General features: G+C 72.9%; 15 protein-coding genes and 1 pseudogene. 11 read left to right on the top strand and 5 right to left on the bottom strand.

Translation table 11 applies throughout. From position 1 onward, the window contains the following. The 6 genes and pseudogenes from D452_RS0107330 to D452_RS0107305 all read left to right on the top strand — a co-directional run. Positions 1–190 (top strand): annotated as a pseudogene (locus tag D452_RS0107330) (CoA-transferase subunit beta); the annotation flags it as partial. Positions 191–256: 66 nt separating this feature from the next. Continuing rightward, the gene (gene pcaH / locus D452_RS0107325; protein ID WP_017543504.1) at positions 257–1,009 is read left to right on the top strand and encodes a protocatechuate 3,4-dioxygenase subunit beta; all 753 of its coding nucleotides are present in this window, start codon (positions 257–259) and stop codon (positions 1,007–1,009) included. Further along, positions 1,006–1,587, top strand: a complete 582-nt coding sequence (gene pcaG / locus D452_RS0107320) for a protocatechuate 3,4-dioxygenase subunit alpha (protein WP_017543503.1) — start codon at positions 1,006–1,008, stop codon at positions 1,585–1,587. The genes pcaH and pcaG overlap by 4 nt, the downstream gene beginning before the upstream one ends. A gap of 71 nt (positions 1,588–1,658) precedes the next feature. After that, positions 1,659–3,032 (top strand): 3-carboxy-cis,cis-muconate cycloisomerase, encoded by a 1,374-nt coding sequence (gene pcaB / locus D452_RS0107315; protein ID WP_017543502.1) that lies wholly within the window; start codon positions 1,659–1,661, stop codon positions 3,030–3,032. Continuing rightward, complete coding sequence (gene pcaDC, locus D452_RS0107310) at positions 3,022–4,161, top strand: bifunctional 3-oxoadipate enol-lactonase/4-carboxymuconolactone decarboxylase PcaDC (protein WP_017543501.1); 1,140 nt, start codon at positions 3,022–3,024, stop codon at positions 4,159–4,161. The genes pcaB and pcaDC overlap by 11 nt, the downstream gene beginning before the upstream one ends. A 95-nt stretch (positions 4,162–4,256) precedes the next feature. Further along, positions 4,257–5,096: an isocitrate lyase/PEP mutase family protein gene (locus D452_RS0107305; RefSeq protein WP_017543500.1), complete on the top strand. Its 840-nt coding sequence runs from the start codon at positions 4,257–4,259 to the stop codon at positions 5,094–5,096. 12 nt (positions 5,097–5,108) lie between these two features. On the opposite strand, the gene D452_RS0107300 is transcribed toward D452_RS0107305, so the two are convergent. From D452_RS0107300 to D452_RS0107280, 5 genes are all read right to left on the bottom strand, one after another. Then, positions 5,109–5,945: an SAM-dependent methyltransferase gene (locus D452_RS0107300; protein WP_017543499.1), complete on the bottom strand. Its 837-nt coding sequence runs from the start codon at positions 5,943–5,945 to the stop codon at positions 5,109–5,111. 71 nt (positions 5,946–6,016) lie between these two features. Beyond that, on the bottom strand, positions 6,017–6,796 hold the full coding sequence (locus tag D452_RS0107295) for an SWIM zinc finger family protein (RefSeq protein ID WP_017543498.1): 780 nt from the start codon (positions 6,794–6,796) through the stop codon (positions 6,017–6,019). Further along, positions 6,793–9,801 carry a DEAD/DEAH box helicase gene (locus D452_RS0107290; RefSeq protein ID WP_026129059.1) on the bottom strand — a complete coding sequence of 1,003 codons (3,009 nt, stop codon included), beginning with the start codon at positions 9,799–9,801 and terminating at the stop codon, positions 6,793–6,795. The genes D452_RS0107295 and D452_RS0107290 overlap by 4 nt, the downstream gene beginning before the upstream one ends. Positions 9,802–9,877: 76 nt before the next feature. Continuing rightward, positions 9,878–11,275 carry an MFS transporter gene (locus tag D452_RS0107285; protein WP_017543496.1) on the bottom strand — a complete coding sequence of 466 codons (1,398 nt, stop codon included), beginning with the start codon at positions 11,273–11,275 and terminating at the stop codon, positions 9,878–9,880. A 9-nt stretch (positions 11,276–11,284) separates the two neighbouring features. Next, positions 11,285–12,097, bottom strand: coding sequence for a glycerophosphodiester phosphodiesterase (locus D452_RS0107280; protein ID WP_026129058.1), 813 nt, complete (start codon positions 12,095–12,097; stop codon positions 11,285–11,287). Between the two features lie 154 nt (positions 12,098–12,251). Here D452_RS0107280 and D452_RS0107275 point away from each other — a divergent pair, with 154 nt between their 5' ends. From D452_RS0107275 to D452_RS27855, 5 genes are all read left to right on the top strand, one after another. After that, the gene (locus D452_RS0107275) at positions 12,252–12,713 is read left to right on the top strand and encodes an Rv3235 family protein (protein ID WP_026129057.1); all 462 of its coding nucleotides are present in this window, start codon (positions 12,252–12,254) and stop codon (positions 12,711–12,713) included. 412 nt (positions 12,714–13,125) lie between these two features. Beyond that, positions 13,126–15,024 carry a S9 family peptidase gene (locus tag D452_RS0107270; protein ID WP_017543493.1) on the top strand — a complete coding sequence of 633 codons (1,899 nt, stop codon included), beginning with the start codon at positions 13,126–13,128 and terminating at the stop codon, positions 15,022–15,024. A 479-nt stretch (positions 15,025–15,503) separates the two neighbouring features. After that, positions 15,504–16,505, top strand: coding sequence for a C40 family peptidase (locus tag D452_RS0107265; RefSeq protein WP_017543492.1), 1,002 nt, complete (start codon positions 15,504–15,506; stop codon positions 16,503–16,505). Between the two features lie 89 nt (positions 16,506–16,594). After that, positions 16,595–16,771 (top strand): hypothetical protein, encoded by a 177-nt coding sequence (locus D452_RS30830; RefSeq protein WP_017543491.1) that lies wholly within the window; start codon positions 16,595–16,597, stop codon positions 16,769–16,771. Between the two features lie 192 nt (positions 16,772–16,963). Continuing rightward, positions 16,964–18,631: a glycosyltransferase gene (locus D452_RS27855; protein WP_239646335.1), complete on the top strand. Its 1,668-nt coding sequence runs from the start codon at positions 16,964–16,966 to the stop codon at positions 18,629–18,631. The last annotated feature ends 10 nt before the right edge of the window (positions 18,632–18,641 follow it).

Below are 18,641 nucleotides of genomic sequence, written 5' to 3'. Positions count from 1 at the left end.
CCTCGGTGTCCTCGACCCCGCCCCCGCCACACGCGAACTCACACTGGTGGGACTGCACCCGGGTGTGGAACTCGCGGAGGTCCACGAGGCCACCGGCTGGGAGCTGCGCGTGTCCGACGACCCCGTCCGCACTCCCGCGCCCACCGACACCGAACTCTCCGTGCTCCGCTCCCTGACCGGCGCGGCCTGAACCACCCGACGGCCCCACCCCCTCGCCGCTGGAGACCCCGGGGCCCGCTCCGAAAGGAAGGACCGCATGTCCACCACCTCCGACGGGTCCGGGTCGCACCCGCGCGGATACGTGCGCGACCACGGCTCCCACCCGCCCCTGGACTACCCCGGTTACGGGAGCACCGCGCTGCGCCACCCCCAGCGCCCGCTCACCCTGCTGCCGCACACGCTCACCGAGATCACCTCACCCGTCCTCGGCGAGGACCGCCTCGGCGCCCACGACCACGACCTCACCCGCCAGCACGACGGCGAACCCCAGGGCCAGCGCATCATCGTCCACGGTCAGGTCCGTGACAGCGACGGCCTCCCCGTGCCGCACAGCCTCGTGGAGGTCTGGCAGGCCAACGCCGCCGGACGCTACCGCCACACCGGTGACAACTGGCCCGCCCCGCTCGACCCGAACTTCTCCGGCGTGGGGCGCGTCCTCACCGACGCACAGGGCCACTACCGGTTCGTCACCGTGCGGCCCGGTGCCTACCCCTGGAAGAACCACCGGAACGCCTGGCGCCCCGCCCACATCCACTTCTCGCTGTTCGGACGGGCCTTCACCCAGCGGCTGGTCACCCAGATGTACTTCCCCGACGACCCCCTGTTCTTCCAGGACCCCATGTGGCAGTCGGTCCCCGACGAGCGGGCCCGCGAGCGCCTGCTGGCCCGCTACGACCACGACTCCACCCAGCCCGAGTGGGCCCTGGCCTACCGGTGGGACATCGTGCTGCGCGGACGTGACCAGACCCCGTTCGAGTCCGAGGAAGAGGTCCTGGAGGACGACGAATGACACCCCGACCCACCGCCGACCAGGTGCCCACCACCCCGTCCCAGACCGTCGGCCCCTACCTGCACATCGGCCTGCCCTGGCCGGACGGCCCCTTCGCTGTCGCCGAGGGCACGCCCGGCTCCGTCCGACTGCGCGGCACCGTGTACGACGGCGCGGGCGCACCGGTCACCGACGCCCTGGTCGAGACCTGGCAGGCCGACCCGCACGGGCGGTTCGACCACCCGGACGACCCGCGCGGCGCCCGCTCCCTGCCCGGCTTCCGGGGATTCGGCCGCTGCCCCACCGACACGGCGGGCACCTACGAGATCCTCACCCTCAAGCCCGGACCCGTCCCAGGGCCGGGTGGTGAGCAGGCACCCCACGTCGACATCTCCGTCTTCGCGCGCGGCATGCTGCACCGGGTGGTCACCCGCCTGTACTTTCCCGAGGAGGAGGCGGCCAACGCGGCCGACCCCGTCCTGCGCTCCGTCGCCGACCCCGCCGACCGAGCCACCCTCGTCGCCAGCCGGGAGGAGGGCGGCTACCGCTTCGACATCCGCCTCCAGGGCGAGGGGGAGACGGTCTTCTTCGACGTCTGACCCGAGACCCCCGCCGCCCCATCGGCTCCGACCCGCTCCGCCGCCCCACCCGACCCAGTGAGGGACCACCCATGACCGGCCTGTTCGACGGTGTCCTCAACCACGGCCCCCTCGGGCCGCTCACCGACGACACCGCCTGGCTCCGGGCCCTGCTCGACACCGAGGCCGCCCTGGCCCGAGCCCTGGCCGACACCGGCCTCATCACTCCGGAGCGGGCCGAGGCCGTCGCCGCCGCCTGCGCGGCCGACCGCTACGACCCGGCCGATCTGGGCCGGGCTGCGGCGGCCGGCGGCAACCCGGTCATCCCGCTGGTCGCACGACTCACCGAGAACGTGCGCGCGACCCGCCCCGACGCCGCCCGCCACGCCCACCAGGGGGCCACCAGCCAGGACGTCATGGACACCGCGGCCATGCTCCTGGTCCGCCGGGCCGGGGCCGCCCTGCGCACCGAACTGGCCGACCTCACGGGGGAGCTGCGAACCCTGGCCCACCGCCACCGCACCACCCCCGCGCCCGGCCGGACCCTCCTCCAACAGGCCCTGCCCACCACCTTCGGCGCCGTCGCCGCGAGCTGGACCTCCGGCCTGACCGGGGCGGCCGACCGCCTCGACCAGGTGCTGGACCACCACCTGGCCGCCCAGCTCGGCGGAGCCGTGGGCACCCTCGCCTCACTGCACCCGCACGGCCCGGCGGTGGCGGCCGCCTTCGCCGCCCGCCTCGACCTGCCCGAACCCCTCCTGCCCTGGCACACCGAACGCGGACGGATCGCCGAGATCGCCGCCGCGCTCGGCCGGGTGAGCGGCGCGGCCGGGAACGTCGCCCAGGACATCGTGCTGCTGGCCCAGACCGAGGTCGGCGAGGTCACCGAGGAGGGCGGAAGCGGTGTGGGCGGCTCCTCCACCATGCCGCACAAGCGCAACCCGGTCGCCGCCGTCAGCGCGCTGGCCGCCGCCCGCCAGACGCCCGGCCTCGTGGCCACCCTGTTCGCCGCGCAGATCCAGGAGCACCAACGCGCGGCGGGGGCCTGGCACGCCGAGTGGCTGCCCCTGACCGACCTGCTCCGGCGCACCGGCTCCGCCGTCTCCTGGCTGCGCGTGAGCGTCGCACGCCTCCGCGTGCACCCGGACCGCATGGCCGCCAACCTCGACCTCACCGGCGGGCTGGCCCTCAGCGAACGACTCACCGCGGACCTGACCCCCGAACTCGGCCGCCTGGAGGCCCACCAGCGCGTCACCACCGCCTGCCGGGCCGCCGTGGACGAGGGCCGCGACCCGGTGGAGGTCCTGGCCGAACACCTCCACGGCCTGCGCACCCGCGACCGGATCAGCGTCCTGCTCGATCCCGCCGACTACCTCGGCGCCGCACCGGTGTTCGCCGACCGGGTGACGGGTAGGACCGGCCGGACGGACCCCACCGACAACGAAGAAGGAACCGATGAGCGTTGACCTCCACCACGTCGTGAGCGGACCGGCGGACGCACCGCCGCTGGTGCTGGCCGGGTCCCTCGGCACCACCGGGCGGATGTGGGAGCCGCAGGTCGAAGCGCTCTCCACCGTCTTCCGGGTGATCCGCGTGGACCTGCGCGGACACGGGGAGTCGCCCGCGCCCGAGGGTCCCTACAGCATGGCCGACCTGGGCGGCGACGTCGTGGCCCTGCTCGACCGGCTCGGAATCGGGCGCGCCCACTTCGCGGGCCTGTCCATCGGCGGCATGGTCGGCCAGTGGCTGGCCATCCACGCACCCGAGCGCGTCGACAGCCTCGTGCTGATGGCCACCTCCCCCCACATGGGACCCGCCCAGAACTGGCGGGACCGGGCCGCCGTGGCGAGGGACCAGGGCACCACCGCCCTGGCCGACGGGGTGGTTCAACGGTGGTTCACCCCGGCCTTCGCCTCCGAGCACCCCCACGACGTCACACTCCTGCGCGACCAGATCGTCGACACCCCCGACGAGGGCTACGCGGGATGCTGCGGCGCCATCGAGCACCACGACGTCCGCGACGACCTGCACCGGATCACCGCGCCCACACTGGTCGTGGCCGGGGCCGAGGACCCCTCCACCCCGCCCGAGGGCCATGCCGCGCTCATCGCGGAGCGGGTGCCCGGAGCCCGGTTCGTGGTGCTGGAGGGCGCCGCCCACCTTCTGTCGTGGACGCACGCGGCCCGGGTCAACACGCTCATCACACAGCACCTGGCCGAGGCCGACCGCCGCGAAGCCGGGACACGGGTGCGTCGCGCCGTCCTCGGAGACGCCCACGTGGACCGGGCCGAGGCCCGCAGGACCGACTTCACCGAGCCGTTCCAGGACCTCATCACCCGATACGCGTGGGGTGAGGTGTGGACCCGGCCCGGGCTGGACCGACGCACCCGCAGCTGTATGGTGCTCACCGCCATGGTCGCCCAGGGGCACTGGGACGAGTTGGCCATGCATGTGCGGGCCGCCCTGCGCAACGGCCTGACCCCGGACGAGATCGGCGAGGTCCTCCTCCAGACCGCGGTCTACTGCGGGGTCCCGGCCGCGAACAAGGCGTTCGCGATCGCCCAGGGAGTCCTCGACGAGGGCCCGACGGAGTGAACGGTACGGAGTGAGGGCCGCCGCGCGGGGTGGGCGGCGAACGGCTCGGCGCACCCTGCCCGGTTCTGTCGGCGGCCTGGTGTACAAGGGAGGGCATGGACCAGAGCGCGCAGGAACTGACGGCCCGGGGCGAACGGCTGCGTGAGCTGCACAGGGGGCCCGATCCCTTCGTGATCGCCAACGCCTGGGACGCGGGGTCGGCGCGGCTGCTGGGCGGGCTCGGCTTCGCGGCGCTGGCCACCACCAGCGCGGGACTCGCGCACGGACTGGGAAGGGCGGACGGCGCCGGCCTGGTCTCGCGCGAGGAGACCCTGCGCAACGCCTCGGTGATCGCGGCCGCCACGGACCTGCCGGTCTCGGCGGACCTGGAGGACGGGTTCGGGAAGGCCCCCGAGGAGGTGGCCCGCACCATCGCGGAGGCCGGTGCCACGGGGATCGTGGGCGGTTCGGTGGAGGACACCACCGCCGACCCCCACGCACCGATCCACGGGTTCGAGCTGGCGGTCGAGCGGGTCCGTGCGGCCGTGGAGGCGGCACGGACCCTGCCCTTCCCGTTCACGCTGACCGCCCGCGCGGAGAACTTCCTCCACGGCCGACCGGACCTCGCGGACACCATCCGTCGGCTCAGGGCCTTCGAGGAGGCCGGGGCCGACGTCCTGTTCGCTCCCGGGCTGCCGGACGCCGAGGCCATCCGAGCCGTGTGCTCCTCGGTGGAGCGCCCGGTCAACGTGCTCGCCTCCGGAGCGGCGGCGGGGATGTCCGTGGCGGAGCTGGGTGCCCTGGGCGCCCGGCGGATCAGCCTCGGCTCGGGGCTGTCGAGATCCGCGCTGGCCGGTGCCCTGGCAGCGGCCGGGGAGGTCGCGGATCGGGGGACCTTCGCACGGATGACGGAGGCGGTGTCGAAGTCCGAGGTCGACGAATGGCTCCGGGACTGACGGCCCGCCGGATCAGTGCTTGAAGGCGACCCCGGCCATCTCCCACCGCTTGGTGTCGGCGTCGTCAGGGCGGAAGAGCGGGTCGCGCTCGGGATGGCGCCAGGTGGCGCAGTCCACCGCCTGTGGTCCCTGGTCGCGCCCGTCCGTCCAGGGACTGACCAACTCCAGCCCGTCGAAGACCGTGGCCACCTCCTCGGGGGCGCGCACCCGGCCCCAGGGGGTGCCGAAGGACAGGATCTTCTCGGTCATCCACGCCCCCGCGGCGTGGTCGTCCGAGACGATGTGGGACAGGATCACGCAGGAACCCGGGGCGAGCCGGTCCACCAGGCCGCGCACCAGGCCGAAGGGGTCGCTCTCGTCGGGCAGGCAGTGCAGCAGGGAGACCAGCATGACGCACACCGGAAGATCGGGATCGATCAGCCCCTCCGCCTCGGGGGAGTTCAGGATGTCGTCGACGTCCCGGACGTCCGCTCCCAGGAACGCCGTCCCGGCGCTGTCGGTGACCAGGGCCCGGCCGTGGGCGAGCACGATGGGGTCGTGGTCCACGTAGAGGACGCGCGCCCCCGGGTTGATCGCCTGAGCCACCTGGTGGGTGTTCTCCCCCGTGGGCAGTCCGGCCCCGAGGTCGAGGAACTGCTCCACCCCCCGGGAACTCACACACTCGACGGCCCGGCCCAGGAACGCCCTGTTGTCGCGGGCGAAGGCGACGAGTTCGGGGATGCCCTCGGCCAGCGACTCACAGGCCTTGCGGTCCGCCTCGAAGTTGTCTTTCCCTCCCAACAGGTAGTCGTACATCCGCGCGATGCTCGGAGTGTCCATGTCGAGGTGTGGAGGGAAGCGATCGGCCATAGGAGAGGTACCAATCAGGACTAGTCGTGCGGGGTCATCTCCAGGCGAATCGTAACCGTGTTTCGGCGTTCTTACCGGCGTTTTCCACAAGAAAATCGATCGGACACCTCACGGGTCAGCTCCGTCTCCGAATGGCGCTTCACGGAACGGTCGAAACCGGGCAGGTGATCGGCGACACGCCCTGGGGCGACGGCCCTCACGCGGTCTCCGATTCCCTCCGGCAGCGGTGGTGGCGGGGGTGTCACGGGGTGGGACCAGAAGCCCGCAGGGGAAAGGGGATTGGTTGTTTGTGCCTGGGCGGCGAAAACGTCGATTCCGGTTTCACTGAGTTCCCGGGAATGGTCCGTCGTCCCGTCCTCCCCGAACTGCGCGCCCCCGGCCGAGGGGACCTTCGGGCCGATGGGCGGCGTCCGGACCAGTTCCACCAACGCGCGCCGTTCCCGGCCCGCCCATCGGGTGAGCACGAAGGGATCGCGGTCGGCCTCGGCCCCCAGCGCGGTCGCGACCGCAGCCAGGTGCGCGCACCGTCCGTCCCAGTGGTCGCAGGAGCACGTCGCGACCAGGCCTCCCCACCCCTCCGGCACCAGGTCCAGGCCGAGCAGAGCGAACACCTGTGCCGCGGCCTCGGGCAGTTCACCGGCGAGCAGACGCGCCCGGAACAGCGGCTGCGAGGCCAGTGCCGCGCCCACCCGCTCCCAGTCCGCGCCCTCCCACACGGTCCGGATCAGGCTCACCTCGTGCCCCCGGACCCTGGCGCCCACCTCACCGGCCCGCACGGAGAACCGCTCCACCGCCCCGGGATCGGTACCGACCGTTCCCAGGGCCCCGCTCACCAGTTCCGACCAGCTCATCCCGAGACCGCCTCCGGCGCCAGCCGCACCACCTCGCGCAGGTCCTCCACCGACAACCCGCCCAGCCACCCCTCCCCGGTGGCCACCGCGCCGTCGGCCAGCACGCTCTTGCGTTCGATCATCTCGTCCACCCGCTCCTCCACGGTGCCCACGCACACCAGCTTGCGTACCTGCACATTCCTGCGCTGACCGATCCGGAAGGCCCGGTCCGTGGCCTGGTTCTCCACCGCCGGATTCCACCAGCGGTCCACGTGCACCACGTGGTTGGCGGCGGTCAGGTTCAGTCCGGTCCCGGCCGCCTTGAGCGACAGCAGGAACACCACCGGGCCCGCCACCGTCTGGAAGTGTTCGGTCATCCGCTCGCGGTCGGCGCGTGAGGTGCCGCCGTGCAACCACAGCACGGGCACGCCCAGCCGGGACCGCAGGTAGGGCGCCAGCCGTTCACCCCAGCGCGCGTACTGGGTGAAGCACAGCGCCTTGTCGCCCTCGGCCACCGCCTCGCCCAGGATCGACTCCAGGCGGTCGAGCTTGCCGGACCGGCCCGCGAGCGCCGAACCGTCCCCGAGGAACTGGGCCGGGTGGTTGCAGATCTGCTTGAGCCGGGACATGGACGACAGCACCAGCCCCTTGCGCTCCTTCTCGTCGGCCTCGGCCATCCGCTCGGCGAGGTCGTCCACCACCGCCTTGTACAGGGAGGCCTGCTCGGGGGTGAGCGTGCACCAGGTACGCATCTCCTGCTTCTCCGGCAGATCCGCGATGATCGAACGGTCCGTCTTCAGGCGACGCAGCACGAACGGCCCGGTCAGCCTCCGCACCAGGTCAGTGCCCTCGCCCGATCCCTCCTCCGCCTCGGCCCGGTCGGCCACCGCGCGCTGGAAGTCGGCCGCCGTCCCGAGCAGCCCGGGGTTGGCGAACTCCATCACCGACCACAGCTCGCCCAGGTTGTTCTCCACCGGGGTCCCGGTGAGCGCGATCCGTGTGGCGGCGGGCAGCGAACGCACCGCCCGCGCCTGCGCCGTGGCATGGTTCTTCAGCGCCTGGGCCTCGTCGCAGACCACCCGGTGCCAGGGCATCCCCGACAGCTCCTCGGCGTCGCGCGTCACCACCCCGTAGGTGGTGACCACCAGGTCGCAGGCGCCCACGATCCGCGCCAGCGCGTTGCCGGTCGGCCGGTCCGGCCCGTGCTGGACGTGCACCCGCAGCCCCGGGGCGAACTTCCCCGCCTCCTTGCGCCAGTTGCCGACCAGCGACACCGGGCACACCAGCAGGGTCGGACCGGGCGCCGGACCCCCGGCGCGCTCGTCGGTGAGCAGGGCCAGCAGCTGCACGGTCTTGCCCAGCCCCATGTCGTCGGCGAGCACCGCGCCCAGCCCCAGCTCGCCCAAAAACCGCAGCCAGGCCGAACCCCGGTCCTGGTAGGGGCGCAGCGCCCCCTCGAACCCGGGCGGGGCGCCCATGGGACGGGGCGCGGCCTTGGCCCCGCCGTCCAACAGGGCGCCCAGCGGCCCTCCGGCCACGACATCGGCCACAGGCAACGGGGTGGGCTCCGCGCCGATCGCCGTCCGCAGCGCCTCCTCGCGGCGGATCGGGCCCCGACCGCTCCGCCGCATCAGGTCCAGGGCGGCCTCGACGCGTTCGGGGTCCATCTCCATCCACCTGCCGCGCACCTGGACCAGGGAGCGCTTGAGCCGGGCCAGTTCGGCGAGCTCGTCCAGTTCCTCCTCGTCCAGTGGCTCCCGCGCTCCGGGGCCGCCCAACAGTGCCTCGAAGGACACGTCGACCAGTTCGGTGGGGCCCACCCCGCCGCGCCCGCGCCGCTTCGGTTCCTCGCTGACCGTCATGCGCAGTGTGAGGGCACCGCGGCCGCTCCACTCGGGCAGGACCACGCCGAACCCCGCCGAGGTGAGGCGAGCGGCGGTCTGCCCGACGAAGGCCTGCGCCCGTGCGGTGTCCATGGTGAGGCGGGTCGGGGCCAGGTCGCCCAGGGCGCGCTGGAGACCGGGCATGTGGCGAGCGGCCCGGCGCAGGTCGGCCAGGGCGGTGGTGGCGACGTCCTCGGGCAGCCAGGCGGCGCCCTCGCCCAACCACACCTGTTCCAGCGGCAGGCGCAGACCGGGATCGGTGGTGGAACGCACCCAGAACTCCACCGTCCAGGGACGCGGACCGCCCTGGGCGCTCTCGGGTTCGGGTTCGCGCAGGACGAAGAGGAGCTGGGCCCGGCCGCCTCCGCGCACCCGGGACCGCCACTCCCGCAGGGGGCCGCGCAGGTCCCTGGCGGTGTCGGGGTCCACCCGGGAGTGGTCTCCGGTGAGCGCGGACGCCAGCCGTGCGGCCGCTGGTACCTCGGCGTCCGGGCGCGCGTCCCCACGGGCTCCGGGCGCGGCCGTGGCGAGTCGCCGGGCGACAGCGTCGGTGAGGAGTTCGAGCGGGGCCAGCACGCACTGGCGGGGCGCCTCCCCACGGTCCTCGGGGGCCAGGTGCGCGACGGCAGCCGGGGGAAGCGCCGCGGTGAGCGCGGACAGGTGCTCCTCCGCTGTGTCGAGGGGGGCGGGCCGCCACCGGGCACGGGGTGGGTCGCCGACCAGATCGGGCAGGACGCATCCGGCTCGGACCAGCCCTTCGGCGAGGGTGTGCACCGCCCGCAGGTGGGTCAGGGCGGGGCCGAGTGCCACGGGGAGGGCCTCCGCCGCCGACAGCAGGGTGTCGGCCCGAGCGGCGGACAGCTCCAGCCCCGGGACCGACCAGGCGCGGAACTCCGCGGGAGCGGTGTCGTCGGTGTCGGACGGGGCGGGGGCCTCCCGGGTCCCCGGCAGCCACAGGACCGGAGTGACGGAGCCGGGGGAGTCGGGGTCGATCCCGGCCTTGGCGGCCATCGCGCGCAGCTCCTCCACCCCGGCGGCGCCGGGGTGGGTCCCCGTCGCCGGGACGGCGGGGGTTTCCCGCTCCTCGGCCTCTCCCCAGAGCACCAGCGTGTCCCTGGACCACACCGCGTGCAGAACCCGCACCACACCCCCCGCACCGAACACGAACGTCGTCGGCACCCAGTATCACCGGGGCCGACGACGTTCCGGGACGTGCGGGTCAGAGGTTGTTCGGCACCGTGTTGCCCACGGACTCGATGCCCTTCCTCAGGTCGGTGCGCCACAGCAGCACACCGCCGATGATGAAGAAGACCACCAGCGAGAAGATGGCGGTACGGAATCCGCCGGTCAGGTTGACGACCAGGGTGATCGAGGCCGCGCCCAGCAGCACCGAGCCCCGGTCGGCCAGCTGGAACAGGCTGAAGTACTCCGCCTCGTGCCCGCGCGGGATGAGCAGCGAGTACAGCGCCCTCGCGAGGGACTGCGTGCCGCCCAGCACCATGCCGATGCCCGCGCCCAGGAGCAGGAACAGTACCGGATCGTCGGGCGGCAGGTAGTAGCCGCAGGTGACCAGGGCGCACCAGGCGACCAGGCTCGCCAGGACGGTGTTCTTGGTGCCGAACCGGCGGCCGATCCACCCCATGAGGAGCGCGCCCGCGAAGGCGACGAACTGGATGAGCAGGATGGTGGCGCTCAGGATCGCCAACGACAGGTTGAGGTCCTGGCTGGCGAAGCTGCCCGCGAAGTAGATGACCGCCTGGATGCCGTTGTTGAACAGCACGAACGCGATGAGGAACTTCAGCGTGTTCGGGAATCGGCGCATCTCCCGCAGTGTGCGCCAGTACTGCTTCAGCGACGCGCCCAACCTCGGCGGACCCGGCTCGGCCGCGAGCCTGCCGTAGCGGTTGCGCAGCAGACGGATACCGATCACCGAGAACACGAACCACCACAGGCCCACCGAGGCGAAGGCGATGCGGACCGCGTGCCCCTCCGAGACTCCCAGAGTGTCGGCGGAGGCGAGCAGGCCCATGTGCGCGGCCAGGAGGAGACCGCCGCCCAGGTAGGCCATCGCCCACCCCGTCACCGACACGCGGTTGCGTTCGTCGGCCGTGGCGATCTCCGGCAGGAAGGCGTTGAACACCACCAGGGACATCCCGTAGAAGGTGTTGCCCGCCACGAAGAGCAGCACGGCGACCTGGTAGTCGCTGGTGAAGTACAGCGAGCTGACACACAGGGAACCGGCGGCGGCCAGCCAGAACAGCCAGCGCTTCTTGTGCTGGGTGTGGTCGGCCAGGGCTCCCACGACCGGCAGCATCACCAGGAGGATGAGCCCGGCGACCGTGGTGACCATCGGGTGCAGGGAGTTCGGGTGCAGGCTGAACCACTCGACCCCGAGCGGGTACAGCACCAGGCCCGGCTGGGAGCAGTCGCCGGCCGCACCCGCCTCCGCACAGGCCAGCCCCGACAGGTAGGGGCCGATGAGCACGGTGACCACCGAGGTGATGAACACCTGGTTGGCCCAGTCGTAGGTGTACCAGCCGCGCTGTTCGCGTCTGCGCAGCGCGGGGTCGGACGCGGGGGAGTTGTCCGCCGCCGGAGGTGGGGGTGTGGTGGACATCGAGGGGGGCTATCCGATCTTCGTGGTTCTGGGGGGCTGGTTCCAACGGCCGCGTCGGAGGAGAACCTCGCGCAGCGCGACGGTGTTGTCGGTGATGATGCCGTCCACGCCCGCGTCCAGCAGGCGCTCCATCACCTCGGGCTCGTTGACGGTCCAGACGTGCACCTGCATGCCGATCCGGTGCGCGGCGCTGATCACGTCCCGGCTGAGGATCGGGAAACCGCCGTGGCTCATCGGGATCTGCGCGCAGACCGGGGTGCGGCTGGCGGTGGGGCGCAGGAGCGGGGAGAGCGAGGCCAGCCGGAGGCGGGCCACGTCGACGGGGCCGCAGGAGGTGGCCACGCGGGGGCCGTAGATCCGTCGGGCCCGCTCCAGGCGGTTCTGGTCGAAGGAGCCCACGCACACGCGGTCCCACGCCTGGGTGCGGCGGAGCACCTCCAGAAGCGGAAGGACGGCGCCGTCCGCCTTGAGGTCGATGTTGAAGCGTGCCTCCGGCCAGGCGCCGAGCAGATCCTCCAGGAGGGGGACGGGTTCCTTGCCCGCCACCCGGGCCCGGGCGACCTCCCGGTGGGGGAGCGCGGAGATGGCGCCGTCCCGGTCGGTGGTGCGGTCCAGGGTGCGGTCGTGGAAGGCCATGAGCACGCCGTCGCTGGTGGCGTGCACGTCCGTCTCCAGGTACGTGTAGCCCAGGTCTACGGCGTGTTGGAAGGCCACCGCCGTGTTCTCCAGCTCGGTGCGGCGCACACCCTGGTCGTCGGTGAGCCACCCGCCCCGGTGGGCGAGGGCGACGGGCACGGGGGAGGAAAGGTACGCGTGAGTCACGTCTTGAAGTATGACGGTTCCCAGGTGGGGCCGCTCGCCGAGGGGCGGCCGTGTCGACGGTCGTGAGAAACCTGGAATGCCAGGTGGCACGGGAGTGCGCCCGCCCGCTCCTTGACGGGCGTCAGGGTGTCGTCCCCCCGGAAGGAATCCGTTCATGTCGCACTCCTCTCACCGCCACCCCTGCCAGCACCCGGTCTGCGCCCGCGGCGCGGCCAACCCGTGGCGACCGGTGCGGACCCCCGCCCGCTCTCCGCGCCGTGGGATGACCTCGGGCCGGTGCGCGGCGTCCCCGCTGGCGGGCCACCGGACCCCCGGCGACGTGCACCGGCTGGCGCAGCAGATGGCGGAGGTCCTGGTCGGCAGGCGGGCTCCGGAGGTGCTGCGGAACCACGTGACGGTCCCGGTGCGGGAGGAACTGCGTCGCCTGCGCGGATCGGTGCACTGCGCGATGGCGCCCCGGCTGACCCGGGTGTTCCACCAGCCGCTCGGCGCGGGCGGGATGGAGGCCAGCGCCGTGATCGCCTGCGACAGCCGTACCCGGGTGTTCGCCTTCCGTCTCCGTCGCGAGGGAGAACGCTGGGTCTGCACCCGCCTGGAGACCGACAGGACCCGCTGACGGGGGCGCGCTGGGGGCCCGCGTGCGCGGGTGCCCCGGCGGCGGCCGCCGAGCCGGGCCCTTCCGGCCTGATCGTGGGGGACGGCTACCGGCTCGTGGGTGAGGGGAGGACCACCGGTGGATCCCGGTGCTCGCATGCGGGGGCTCCAGGGCACCTCGGGTGTCGAGGGTGTGGCGGCGTCGCCGAAGTGCGGCGGGGGAGAGGGGGAGAGCGCGGCTCCCGCGCGGACCACGGGTACCGATCGGCTCGAATACGCACCAATGGTGCAAAAGCTATGGATGCGGCCGATCGCGCGTCGATAGGGTCCGTGTGGGATGACCCCCTGACCGGGGGGCGCCTTCGGTCATCGGCATCCCCGTACCCATGGGAAGGAGAAGGCGGACCGCGCCCGCGCGCGGCCGCCACTCGTGTATGAAACCCGTTGACATCGCTCGCCTGCACAGCCTCAGCGCACCGTCACTGTCCCCGGACGGTGCCCTGGCGGTCCTCGCCGTGTCCCGCCCCGACCTGGAGGAGGACGCCCACCTCGGTTCCCTCTGGAGCGTTGCCACCGACGGCTCCGCACCCGCCCGCAGGATCACCCGGGGCACGCGCGACAGCGCCCCCGCCTTCTCGCCCGACGGTCGCTGGATCGCCTTCCTCCGCCCCGATGAGGACAAACGCCCCCAGATCCACGTCCTGCCCTCGGACGGTGGCGAGCCGTGGAAGATCACCGACCACCCGCTCGGCACCGGAGCGTTCACGTGGAGCCCCGACTCCTCCCGCCTGGCCTACAACGCGCGGGTGCCCGAGGAGAACCGCTACGTGGAGGGAGCCCCGGACCAGGAGCCGCCACGCCGGATCACCACGCTGAAGTACCGCCGTGACGACTTCGGGTTCACCAACGACCGCCGCCAGCACGTCTTCGTCAGCGCCCCCGTCGACCCGTCGGGCGAGACGGGCGAGCCGGTCCAGGTCACGGAGGGGGACGCCGACCACGGTCGCCCGTCGTGGACCCCGGACGGCACGGGGCTGGTCTTCGACGCCTCCCTGCACGGGACGCGCGACACCGATCTGGTCCGCGACGTGTGGGCCTGCCTTCCCGAGGCCGGGGCCGAACCGCGCCGGATCACCCGGGGCGACCTGGGCGCCGGGACGGCGAGCCTGTCCGAGGACGGCGCCACCGTGTACTTCCTCGGTGACGAGCTCGGCCCGGACCGCGACGACTTCGTGGGGCGGGTGACGGGCCTGTGGTCGGTGCCCTTCGACGGCTCCGAGGCTCCCCGGAGGCTGACCGGGACCGAGGACCCCCGCATGGCTCTGCGCACCCAGGTGACCGACGAGGGCGTGCTCGTCGCCGGTGAGAACCGGGGCGCGGTCGAGCTGTACCTGGTCACCCCCGGCGGCGTGCGCACCACGCTGTTCGGCGGTCGCGTGCAGGTGACCTCCTTCGACCACGCGGGCGGGGTCACCGTGGTGGCGGCCGCCGGAGAGCGCCACAGCGGCGAGCTGTACGTGGTCACCGGGGACGGCGCCCGGGCCCTGACCTCGTTCGCGGACCAGGATCTGGACCCGCTTCCGGTGACCGAGCTGACCGCCCGCACCGAGGACGGCAACGAGGTCCACGGCTGGTTGGCGGTGCCCGAGGGCGAGGGGCCGCACCCGGTGGTGCTGATGATCCACGGAGGCCCGTTCGCCCAGTACGGCTGGCAGCTCTTCGACGAGACCCAGGTGTACGCGGCGGCCGGGTACGCGGTGGTCTACTGCAACCCGCGCGGTTCGTCGGGCTACGGACAGGAGCACGGCCGGGCGGTCATCGGTTCGGTGGGCGCCACCACCTCCGTCGACGTCCTGGCCATCCTTGACGAGGCCCTCGGGGACGACCGGCTGGACGCCTCCAGGGTGGGGGTCATGGGCGGCTCGCACGGCGGGTTCATGACCACGTGGATCGCGGCCCACCACGGCGAGCGCTTCCGCGCCGCCATCAGTGAGCGCGCGGTCAACGCGATCGACAGCTTCCAGGGGTCCTCCGACATCGGGGCGTTCTTCCCGGAGCCGCTGTACGGTCCGCCGGAGACCTGGGCCGAGGAGAGCCCGCTCAGCCACGCGGACCGCATCGACAAGCCGTTCCTGATCATCCACTCCGAGCAGGACTGGCGCTGCCCCGTGGAGCAGGCCCAGCGTCTGTTCGTGGCGCTCAGGAAGCGGGGACACGAGGCCGAGATGCTGCTGTTCCCGGGAGAGGGGCACGAGCTCTCGCGCTCTGGTCTGCCCAGCCACCGGGTGGCCCGATTCGAGGCGATCCTCGACTGGTGGGACCGCCACCTGTGACGCGGCCGGGTCGGACACCCCCGGGTGTCCGACCCCCTTCCCCGTGCGGGAGTGAGACGCGTCACGGTCAAGTCCGCGCTTGGTCCGGTTTTGACTCGACGTCCACGGGAAGAACGAAGCGCCACCCGCGCCCCCGGCGGGGTTCCGGGACGGGGCGTGCCCGGTTCGGGAGGACCGGGTTGCCCATCGGCAAGTAACGAAAGGGTCGCTTCGGGTCCGGGGGATGAATTAGTGTTCCCCCAGGTCGGAACGCCCCAGTTCGTCACCACCAGGGTGACAGCGTACGACCTGCCGTTGCACCCCGCTCAGCAGCTGTCCTTGTCCCAGGAGCGGGGGCCGTCACGACGCCCGGCGAGTTCCCGCGACCCTTCCCGTCGCCGCCGGTATCCCCCCACCACGCATCCCCGCGCCGTCCCTCGGCGTGCCTTCGGGATGCCCGAGTGTCGGTAAACGGGTGTGGGAGAAAGGCAGTCGGTGCTTTGACTCGCAACCCCGAACCCACCCGTCGCCTGACGACGGTCGGCTTCGTCGCTCTCGGTGCCGTGGTCCTGTCCTCCGGCGTAGCCCTGGCCGACCAGACCGAGTCGGAGGCCCGTGAGCGCTACGAGGAGCTCCAGGAGGAGCTCTCCGGGCTGAACGCGGACTTCAACGAGGCCAAGGAGGACCACGCCGCGGCCGAGGCCGAACTCGAGGACCTCCAGGAACGCCTGGAGGACGCCGAGGAGGAGCTGGACGCCAAGTCCGGCCAGGTCTCCGTCATCGTGCAGGGCGCCTACACCGGCGCCACCCACAGCTCGATGGGCGTGCTGTTCGGCGCGGACGCCGACAACGCGCTCCAGAACATCGCCGACCTCGACTACCTGTCCGAGGGGCAGCAGGCGACCCTGGCCGACTACGTGACCGAGGTCGAGAACGCCGAGGAGCTGTACAACGCGGCGGGGGCGACCGAGCAGGCGGCGGCCCAGTCCATGGAGGCCGCCGAGGAGGCCGTGGCCCAGAGCGAGGCCGCGCTGGAGGAACAGGCCGCTGTCCTGGAGAGTCTGGGCGGTGTCGACCCGACCGTGGGCGAGGCCGCCGACACCGGCGGCGGTTCCGCCGCGGAGACCGCCGCCGTCTCCGGTGACGTCCAGGCCGTCCTGGACTTCGCCCGCGCGCAGATCGGCAAGCCCTACGTCTGGGGCGGTACCGGGCCCGACGGCTACGACTGCTCCGGTCTGACCCAGGCCGCGTGGGCCCAGGCGGGCGTGAGCCTGCCGCGCACCACCTACGACCAGGTCAACGCCGGGACCCCGGTCTCGCGTGACCAGCTCCAGCCCGGCGACCTGATGTTCTTCTACGACGTCTCGGCGCCGAGCCACGTGGGCATCTACGCCGGCAACGGGATGATGATCCACGGGTCGAACCCGTCCAAGCCGCTGGAGGAGGTCTCGCTGGCCGCCTACTGGGACGGTGTCTTCACCAGCGCCGTCCGTCCGGGCTAGGAAACGCCGCGCGCGGTGCGCCCCGGTCCGTCCTCCCCGAGGGTGGACCGGGGTTCCGCCCGAAGCGGTGCCCGCGTATCCTTCGGCGCATGGGTCGTCTCGTTCTCAGGGTCGCCGCGGGTGTCGCGGTCGTCTTCGCCCTGTTCTGGCTGCTGTCGGTGATCGTCGGCCTGTTGGTGTGGGGAGTGATGATCGCCCTGGTCGTCGGGGTCGTCCTGCTGGGCCTGCGCATGCTGCGGTCCGAGTCCTCCGACCGGCGCCGCTGACCCCTCCGCTCCGACCGCTCCGGCGCCCCCGTGCGGTCCGGGCCACTCCCTCGTGACGCCCGGAACCCGCTTCGGTGACACATCGAGGAGAGCCGACACTCACTCTGTGTGGGGAAACATCGCTATAGTGACTCTGTGTCACTGAATAAGCACGTAGGGTCTCATGTCGACGGGGTGTCGCACCGTGGCCGGGTGGAACGGGTCGCGACCCGCGTCTTCCGCAACGACTGGAGCGCGCTGACACCACCCGCAACCGGCCGCTGGACACCCGAACTCACGGTCAGCGTCATCATCCCCGCGCGGGGCGGGCAGGCCCACCTCGACCTGGCGCTGGCCTCGCTCTCCGCGCAGACCTACCCCGAACACCTCTTCGAGGTCGTGGTCGTCGACGACCACTCCGCGCCACCGCTCACGCTCCCGGCCCACCGACCCCGCCGCTGCCGCGTGGTCGCCGCGCCCGACGGCGGATGGGGCGCCGGGTACGCCCGCGCCTACGGAGCCCACGCCAGCACCGGCGACATCCTCATGTGGATGGACGCCGACATGGTCGCCTGCCCCGAGTTCGTCGAGGCCCAGGCCCGTTGGCACCACGCCCACGCCGAGTGCGTCACCCTCGGCCGCGTCCGCTTCACCGACACCGACCCCCACGGCCCCGGGGCGGTCCTGGCCGCCGCCCGCTCCGGCGACCTCCACCACGACCTGGACACCGGGGGCCGCCACGACTGGATCGAGCACCTGCTCGACCAGAGCGACGACCTGCGCGACGCGGACCACCTCGGCTTCCACGCCTACCTGGGCGCGGCGGCGGCGGTACGACGCAGCCTCTACGAAGCGGCCGGGGGCGTCGATCCCGACCTCGACCTCGGCCAGGACACCGAGTTCGGCTACCGGCTCTGGCAGGCCGGAGCCGTCATGGTCCCCGAGCCCACTGCCACCGCCTGGCACGTGGGCCCGGCCTCCACCGCCCGTACCCGCCTGCCCTCGGAACGCTTCCGCACCGCGGTCCTGGCCGAACTCATGCCGCATCCGCACGCCTACCGTGAACGGGTCCCCGAGGCGCGCCGCCGCACCCCGCTGGTCCACGCCGTGGTGGACGTGTCCGGCGCCCCCTACGACCTCGTCCGGGGTTGCGTGGACCGGCTGCTCAACGGCACCGAGACCGATCTCGCGGTGACGCTGGTCGCCGACTGGGAGGGCGCCGAGGCGGCCTCGGGAGGGTTCGACGGCCCCCAGATCGACCTGCGCCTGATCCAGGCCAACTACCTGCGGGAACCACGGATCTCCTTCGCCGCCACCGCGCCCAGGACCGGTTTCCCCTCCCCGTTCCTCCTCCAGGTGCCCGTCGCCTGGGGGCTGGGCGAACTGGCCCTGTCCCGGCTCCTGGCCAGCGCCGAACGGGCCCGTGCCGGGCTCACCGAACTCTTCCTGGCCGCCTCGCCCACCCGCGACGCCGGGGTCCGGCTCTGGCGCACCAGGGCCCTGGCCCGGGCCATGCGGGTGTGCGACGACGAGGAGGACCTGGCCGACGTGGTCGCCGAACTCCACGGCCGGTACCGCATCCACGGAGGAGAGGGCACCCTCACCGACCTCACCCTGCACCGTTCGGTCCCGCCGCCGCCCCGGGCGGCGGTCGGGCTCCGGGGGCCGGTCCCGACCGATTCCGTCGACACGGATGACCGCTCCGGTGACGCGGGGGGCGACGACGAGGACGAGGAGAGACGCGGGCGCTGGTGGCGCGGGCGACGCCGCGCCAGGCCCCGCCACCGGATCCGTTCACTCTGGTACCGGGCCTGCCGGGCCTGCGGACGCGAGATGCCCGACGAGGACGACCCCGGCCGGGGCCCGGCCGCGACCGGGTAGGTGGGGGAAG

Source organism: Nocardiopsis prasina DSM 43845 (assembly GCF_000341265.1).
In the GTDB taxonomy this organism is placed as follows: Bacteria; Actinomycetota; Actinomycetes; order Streptosporangiales; family Streptosporangiaceae; genus Nocardiopsis; species Nocardiopsis prasina.
The sequence above is the reverse complement of the archived record's forward strand: the minus strand, read 5'-3'. Positions and strand labels throughout refer to the sequence as shown.